5 protein-coding genes are annotated in these 6,845 nt (G+C 70.5%); 4 read left to right on the plus strand and 1 reads right to left on the minus strand.

Annotation, left to right across the window (positions count from 1 at the left end; all coding sequences use genetic code 11):
* Positions 1–58 precede the first annotated feature (58 nt).
* The 4 genes from ASE48_RS08145 to ASE48_RS08160 all read left to right on the plus strand — a co-directional run bounded on the left by ASE48_RS08145 (position 59) and on the right by ASE48_RS08160 (position 6,691).
* Positions 59–1,015, plus strand: coding sequence for a helix-turn-helix transcriptional regulator (locus ASE48_RS08145; RefSeq protein WP_057166556.1), 957 nt, complete (start codon positions 59–61; stop codon positions 1,013–1,015).
* A 98-nt stretch (positions 1,016–1,113) separates the two neighbouring features.
* Entirely contained in the window at positions 1,114–5,244 is a 4,131-nt protein-coding gene (locus tag ASE48_RS08150) for an NEW3 domain-containing protein (RefSeq protein WP_057166557.1), read from the plus strand.
* Positions 5,241–5,807, plus strand: coding sequence for a DUF7158 domain-containing protein (locus tag ASE48_RS08155; protein ID WP_057166558.1), 567 nt, complete (start codon positions 5,241–5,243; stop codon positions 5,805–5,807). Before ASE48_RS08150 ends, ASE48_RS08155 begins: the two co-directional genes overlap by 4 nt.
* Positions 5,807–6,691 (plus strand): ROK family protein, encoded by an 885-nt coding sequence (locus tag ASE48_RS08160; protein WP_057166559.1) that lies wholly within the window; start codon positions 5,807–5,809, stop codon positions 6,689–6,691. The genes ASE48_RS08155 and ASE48_RS08160 overlap by 1 nt, the downstream gene beginning before the upstream one ends.
* On the opposite strand, the gene ASE48_RS32625 is transcribed toward ASE48_RS08160, so the two are convergent.
* The coding region (locus ASE48_RS32625; RefSeq protein ID WP_156409107.1) for an aldehyde dehydrogenase family protein at positions 6,692–6,845 on the minus strand (154 nt) is incomplete at its 5' end. It abuts the gene before it with no gap.

Consider the following 6,845-nt stretch of genomic DNA (forward strand, 5'->3'; position numbering starts at 1 on the left):
TTCACTCTGACAGCTATAGCGGACAGGTTCTGTCCTATAAGTGCGGCAGTATCGAGATATGTCAGAAACGACCGCCCGGGTGCTGCAACTCCTCGGACTGCTGCAATCCCGGCGGGTATGGACCTCCGAGGAACTGGCCGAGCGCCTGGCGGTCACCACCCGCAGCGTCCGCCGCGATGTCGAACGCCTGCGTGACCTCGGGTATCCGGTGCACGCCAGCACGGGGCACGGCGGCGGCTACCAGCTGGGCGCCGGCGCGGCGCTGCCCCCGCTGCTACTGGACCCGGAGGAGGCCGTCGCGATGGCGGTCTGTCTGCGGCTGGCCGCCGGCGGCAGCGTCGCCGGGGTGGGCGAGTCGGCGTTGCGTGCACTGTCGAAGCTGGACCAGGTGATGCCGGCGCGGTTGCGATCCCAGGTCGCCGCCGTGCACGAGACCACGGTGACGCTGACCCCGACCAGCAGGGACGTGCCGGTGGACCCCGAGGTGCTGATGACGCTGGCGCGGGCCTGCCGCGACCATGAGCACGTCAACACCGGCTACACCGACATCCGCGGCAACGTCACCGCGCGCCGGCTGGAGCCCTATCAGCTGGTGACCACCGGCCGTCGCTGGTACCTGCTGTCCTATGACCGCGACAAGCAGGATTGGCGCAGCCTGCGCCTGGACCGGATGGCCGACGTCAGGGCGCTGGGCAGCATCTTCACACCCCGGGAGGCTCCGGACGCGGCGCAGTACGTGCAGCGCGCCATCACCAGCTCGCCGTACCGGTATGTGGCGAAGGTGCGCTACTACGCCGCCCACGATGTTGTGGCGCAGACTTTCTCGTCGGCCTCGGTGCAGATCGAGGCGGACGGGCCAGACACCTGCATCCTCACCACCGGCGCCGACGACCCCGATGTGATGGCGCTCTACCTGGCCATGCCGGGCTGCGAGTTCGAGGTGCTCGAACCGGTCGAGGTGGCCGACGCGGTGCGAACCGCCGCCGAACGGCTCCGGAGGGCGGGCGCCCGATGACTGGCGAAACTCGCGTACCCGTCGCTGTAGAGCACCCGCGGACGGCGGGTACGCGAGTTTCGCCGAGAACTGCGGGCGCCCGAACGTAGGGTGCCAGGATGCGCGTCACGGGAGCGGAGTCGACGGACCTGTTCGTCGGGCCACCGGACGCACCGGTGCAACTGGTCCGTATCAGCTACGCCGATTGCGCGGCGCCCACCCCGGTGCGGGTGACGGGCACCGGCATCGAGGGCGAGGCCGTCGCGCAGCCGGACGCGACCACGGTCGAAGTGCCGATGAGCGTCACCGATCCCGAGCCCGGCCGCCGGCGCGAGGCCAGCATCGGCAATACGGCCTTCACGTTCACCGACGCCGAACCCGGCTGGACGATGTACATGATCAGCCACTTCCACTACGACCCCGTGTGGTGGAACACCCAGGCCGCCTACACCAGCGTCTGGACCGAGGACCCGCCCGGCGCCTGCCGCCAGACCAACGCGTTCGAACTCGTCACCGCCCACCTGGAAATGGCGCGCCGCGACCCCGACTACAAGTTCGTGCTCGCCGAGGTCGACTACCTCAAACCGTTCTGGGACACCCACCCCGAGGAACGCACCGACCTGCGCCGGCTGATCGGCGAGGGCCGCGTCGAGATCATGGGCGGCACCTACAACGAGCCCAACACCAACCTCACCAGTCCCGAGACTGCGATCCGGAACTTCGTGCACGGCATCGGTTTTCAGCGTGATGTGCTGGGCGGTGACCCGGCCACCGCCTGGCAGCTCGACGTGTTCGGGCACGACCCACAGTTCCCGGGGATGGCCGCGGACGCCGGGCTGACCTCCAGCTCGTGGGCGCGCGGGCCGCACCACCAGTGGGGCCCGATGGCCGGTGACGGTGACCCCACCCGGATGCAGTTCGCCAGCGAGTTCGAGTGGACGGCACCGTCGGGGCGCGGACTGCTGACGCACTACATGCCCGCGCACTACGCGGGTGGCTGGTGGATGGATTCGGCGGCCTCGCTGGCCGACGCGGAAGCCCAGACCTACAAGCTGTTCGCCGGGCTGAAGCAGGTGGCGCTGACCCGCAACGTGCTGCTGCCCGTCGGTACCGACTACACCCCACCCAACAAGTGGGTCACCGACATTCACCGCGACTGGAACAGCCGCTACACCTGGCCCCGGTTCGTCTGCGCGCTGCCCAAGGAGTTCTTCGCCGCGGTGCGCACCGAACTGGACACCCGCGGCGCGCGGGCGTCGGTACAGACCCGGGACATGAACCCGATCTACACCGGCAAGGACGTCTCCTACATCGACACCAAGCAGGCCAACCGGGCCGCCGAGAACGCGGTGCTGGAAGCCGAACGGTTCGCCGTGTTCGCCGGATTGCTGGGCGGCGCAACCTATCCGCAGGCGGCGCTGGCCAAGGCCTGGGTGCAGCTGGCCTACGGCGCCCACCACGACGCCATCACCGGCTCGGAATCCGATCAGGTGTACCTCGACCTGCTCACCGGCTGGCGGGACGCCTGGGAGATCGGCCGCACCGCCCGCGACAATGCGCTGCGACTGCTCACCGGAGCCGTCGATTCCGCTGTCGTGGTGTGGAATCCGTTGGCGCACGGCCGCACCGACCTGGTGACCGCGCATCTGGACGAACCGTTCTCGGGGGTGGTCCGCGACATGAACGGGCGGGCCCTGCCCACGCTGATCGAGGACCACACCGTCACCTGGCGGGTCGACGACATCGGCTCGCTGGGCTGGCAGGGCTACCAGTGGGACGACGATATCGACGGGTCACGCTGGCAGCAGATGGACGGTGCCACCGTCGCCAACGCGCACTACACGCTGACCGTCGACTCGGCCCGCGGCGGTGGGGTGAGCTCACTGGTCGCCGATGGCCGCGAACTGATCGCCGACGGGCGGGTCGGCAACGAACTGGCCGTCTACGACGAGTATCCGGCGCACCCGCAGGCCGGCGAGGGGCCATGGCATCTGCTGCCCAAGGGCCCGGTGATCGGCTCGTCGGAATTCCCCGCGACGGTGCAGGCCTATCGCAGCGCGCTGGGGGAGCGGCTGGTCATCTCCGGTCAGATCGCCGGCGAGCTGCGCTACACCCAGACCGTGACCCTGTGGGACGGTATCGACCGCGTCGAATGCCGCACCACCATCGACGAATTCACCGGTACCGACAAACTGCTGCGGCTGCGCTGGCCGTGTCCGGTCCCCGGTGCCATGCCGGTCAGCGAGGTCGGTGACGCCGTCATCGGCCGCGGTTTCGGGCTGCTGCACCACCACGGGGCCCCGGACGCGGTGGACTCTGCGGAGCACCCGTACACCCTGGACAACCCGGCCTACGGCTGGTTCGGGCTGTCCTCGATGCTGCGGATACGGATCGGTGCCGGGGTGCGCGCGGTCTCGGTCGCCGAGGTGGTCACCCCCGACGCGTCATTCGACGAGCGCGCGCTGATGGTGGCGCTGGTGCGCGCCGGGGTCACCGCCACCTGCAGCGTCGCCGGGCGCCCGCGCTACGGCGACCTCGCGGTGGATTCGAACCTGCCCGATGCGCGCATCGTCATCGGCCACCCGGACGAGAACGCTTTCGCCGCAGCGGTGTTGGACAGCGCGCCCGACTACCGTGCCGAGCTGGACCGCCAGGTCGGCGTCACCGGGGCCGCGCGGGTATGGGTGCCCGCGCAGGCCGCACTGGCCCAGGAATGGGCGCCGGGCGCCGACCTCAAGGGGGCCCGGGCGCTGCCGGTGCTCATCGTCGTCGGCGGTGTCGAGGCACTCATCGACGAGATCGGCGACGCGGAGATCTCGGTGCGTCAGCATCCCGACGGCGGCGTGGAACCGTTCGAGCCGGCCACCGTGGCGCTGCTGAACCGGGGCGTGCCCGGCTTCGCGGTCGAACCCGACGGCACGCTGCACACGTCGCTGATGCGGTCCTGTACCGGCTGGCCGTCGGGCACCTGGATCGACCCGCCGCGGCGTACCGCACCCGACGGCTCCAACTTTCAGCTCCAGCACTGGACGCACACCTTCGACTACGCCATCGTCGCCGACGAGGGCGACTGGCGCGACAGCGAAATCCCCAGCCGCAGTGCTGCGTTCTCCCATCCGCTGCTCGCGGTGCCCAACCGGCGGGCGGGAACCGACGGGTTGCCCTCGCACGGCGCGCTGCTCGACGTCGACGCCGCCGGTGGGGGAGTGCAACTGGGTGCGCTCAAAGCCGCGGGCAATCCCATCGCGGCGGGCAGTGTCGACACCGTCGACCCTGCCTCAGTGGCCCTACGTATCGTCGAAACGCACGGCCGCACCACACAATTCGTGGTCCGCTCGGGTCTGAGCGCGGTGTCTCCGCTGGTTCCGGCCGATCTGCTGGAACGCCGCCTGGACCGCAGCGCCGGATTCACCTTGCACGGCTATCAGATCGCCACCATGCTGACCCACCTGGACGCGGTGAAGATCCTCAACGCCGACAACGAGCAGCTCGCGCCGGAAGCCGAAGCGGCACAGCCGCTCTACGCCCGGTACTGGTTGCACAACCGGGGCCCCGCGCCGCTGGGCGGGCTGCCCGCCGTCGCCCACCTGCACCCGCACCAGCTGCAGGCAGAAACCGGTGAGCAGGTGCGTCTGCGGCTGACCGTGGCCAGCGACTGCACCGACGCGGCGGTCCACGGGCGGGTCAAGCTGATCTGCCCGGCCGGCTGGAACGCCGAGACCCCGGAGCTGCCATTCGTGCTGCCACCCGGGGACTACCTGGACACCGACGCCACCGTCACGATACCGGCCGGGCAACCGCCCGGGCTGTATCCGATCCGCGTCGAACTGGCGCTCAATGGGCGCGGCGGTCTGCCGCCGTCCTGGCGTCAGGTCGTCGAGGACGTCTGCGTGGTCCGAGTGGGCGCAGCCACCGGGGGAGTGGACGATGCCGAACTGCTGCGCCTGGTGGCCGGTCCGTCCGAGGTGCGGGTGCGCGCCGGCCAGACCGCCCGGCTTGGTGTCACCGTCGGTACCGATGCCCGTGCCGACCTGTCGGCCGAGGCCCATCTGATCAGCCCGTGGGGGACCTGGGAATGGTTGGGCCCGGCGGCAACCGGGGCCGAACTGCCCGCCGGCGGTACCGCTCGGATCGAGTTCGATGTCGCACCGCCGCCGTGGGTGCGGCCGGGAACCTGGTGGGTGCTGATCCGGGTGGCGTGCGCAGGCAAGCTGGTCTACTCGCCTGCGGTGGCGGTGGTGGTCACATGACCGCGGCGCGGGTCGCCGGCCACATCGTCACCATCGCCGAGATCGACGAACGGGAAAGAGCGCTGCGGGCGGGCAACATGGCCGCCGCACTGCCGCGCCCGGGCACCAGCGAGGGACGTCAATTGCGGCGCTGGCTGACCCAGCTGGTGACGGCCGAACGAGTGGTGGCACTGGAAAATACCGGGGCCGAACAGATTCCGGACCTGGAGGACGTGTTGCCGGACATGGCCGCGCGACTGGAGATCGGCAGCATCGCGGCCGCGGTGCTGACCACCGAGAGCGGCCGGGCCGCGTTCGCCCGCGTCACCGCGCAGGTCGGCGTCTCCGATATCGAGATCGTGGCCTACCACCGGCGCAACCCCGGCAGGTTCGCCGCCCGCCGCACCGACGTCGTGGACTTCGCCCGGGCCCGGCCGCTGATCGCCGCGCACCTGGGGGCCGCGGCGCGGCGCCGGGCCTTCCGGCTGTGGCTCGACGCGCAGTGCGCCGAACTCGTCGCCCTGTCACCGGGCTATGAACATCCCGGCGATCCGCGCCAACCCGACAACACCCACAAGCACTGATGGCTGTCACGCTGGCTCTCGACATCGGGGGCACCAAGATCGCCGCAGGCATCGTCGACGATGAGGGCACCGTGCTGCAGCGCTTCCAGCAGCCCACCCCCCGCGACTCCGCCGACGCCGCCTGGCAGGTGACCGCGGATCTGATCCGGCAGGCAACCTCGATGACACCGGTGCAGGCGGTGGGTATCGCATCCGCCGGACCGGTGGCGCTCGGCGCGGGCACCATCAGCCCGGTGAATATTGCTGTGTGGCAGGAATTTCCGATCGTCGCGCGGGTCGAGGAGCTGACCGGGCTGCCGGTGCGGCTCGGCGGTGACGGACTGTGCATGGCGCTCGGCGAGCATTGGCGCGGGGCCGGGCGGGGCGCGCAGTTCCTGCTCGGGATGGTGGTGTCCACCGGAATCGGCGGCGGCCTGGTGCTCGACGGCGCTCCCTACGACGGGCGCACCGGGAACGCCGGGCACGTCGGCCACATGGTCGCCGATATCGACGGGGAGCTCTGCGTGTGCGGCGGTCATGGCTGTGTGGAGACGATCGCCTCCGGTCCGCGGATGACACGGTGGGCGCAGCAGCAGGGCTGGGTGGGTGCGGACGCCAAGGAACTGGCGGCCGCGGCCGAAGCGGGCGACGCGGTCGCGCTGGCCGCGTTCCGGCGGGGGACCGCGGCGTTGGCCTCGATGGTCGCGTCGACCGCCGCGGTCTGCGACCTGGATCTGGTGGTGATCGGTGGTGGGGTGGCCAAGGCCGGTGAGGTGCTGTTCGGCCCGCTGCGCGAGACGTTGACCCGCTACACCGGGTTGACCTTCATCCGCGATCTGCGGGTGGTGCCCGCCGACCTGGGAGGCGACGCCGGACTGGTCGGCGCCGCCGCCCTGGTGCGGTGATTATTTGGCGATGCGGATGAGTTTTTTGTTGACGAATTCGTCGATGCCGAAGCGTCCGAGTTCGCGGCCGAACCCGGAGCGTTTGACTCCGCCGAAGGGCAGCTCGGCGCCTTCGGCGCCGACGGCGTTGACGAAGACCATGCCGGCCTCGATC

Source organism: Mycobacterium sp. Root265 (assembly GCF_001428895.1).
In the GTDB taxonomy this organism is placed as follows: Bacteria; Actinomycetota; Actinomycetes; order Mycobacteriales; family Mycobacteriaceae; genus Mycobacterium.

Coding starts and splice junctions, on each gene's coding strand:
- ASE48_RS08155 (WP_057166558.1), top strand. CDS start 5,241: ATGACCGCGGCGCGGGTCGCCGGCCACATCGTCACCATCGCCGAGATC.
- ASE48_RS08150 (WP_057166557.1), top strand. CDS start 1,114: ATGCGCGTCACGGGAGCGGAGTCGACGGACCTGTTCGTCGGGCCACCG.
- ASE48_RS08145 (WP_057166556.1), top strand. CDS start 59: ATGTCAGAAACGACCGCCCGGGTGCTGCAACTCCTCGGACTGCTGCAA.
- ASE48_RS08160 (WP_057166559.1), top strand. CDS start 5,807: ATGGCTGTCACGCTGGCTCTCGACATCGGGGGCACCAAGATCGCCGCA.